Origin of the sequence: Mangrovimonas futianensis (genome assembly GCF_021245805.1) — a bacterium.
Taxonomy (GTDB): domain Bacteria; phylum Bacteroidota; class Bacteroidia; order Flavobacteriales; family Flavobacteriaceae; genus Mangrovimonas; species Mangrovimonas futianensis.
Genome location: NZ_JAJJNF010000100.1, coordinates 1 through 255, shown reverse-complemented (window position 1 = coordinate 255; position 255 = coordinate 1). Strand labels below are relative to the sequence as shown.

Genomic DNA, 255 nt, shown 5'->3' with positions numbered 1-255 from the left:
ATGATAGATCAAAGTAGTCTTTATATAAAATACTTTCTTCCATGTTCTACAAGAAGGTTGAATAGTCTTGGGGCAGTTCTGCGTCAATATCCCTTAGATATTTTTCCAAAGCTCCCATCGATGAATGCCCAGTTATCAATAAAAGTTTACTTTTTGCCTCAAAAGGAGTGGAATCCTTGGCAAGAGCCCGATATAATTTGGTGATAAAGGTGTGCCTAAAACTATAGAGGCCGTAATCTTCACCTAGGTCAAAAT

General features: G+C 37.3%; 1 pseudogene. It reads right to left on the bottom strand.

Annotated elements, in window-relative coordinates:
* Window positions 1-46 precede the first annotated feature (46 nt).
* Window positions 47-255, bottom strand: a pseudogene (locus LOK78_RS16595) (hypothetical protein); the annotation flags it as partial.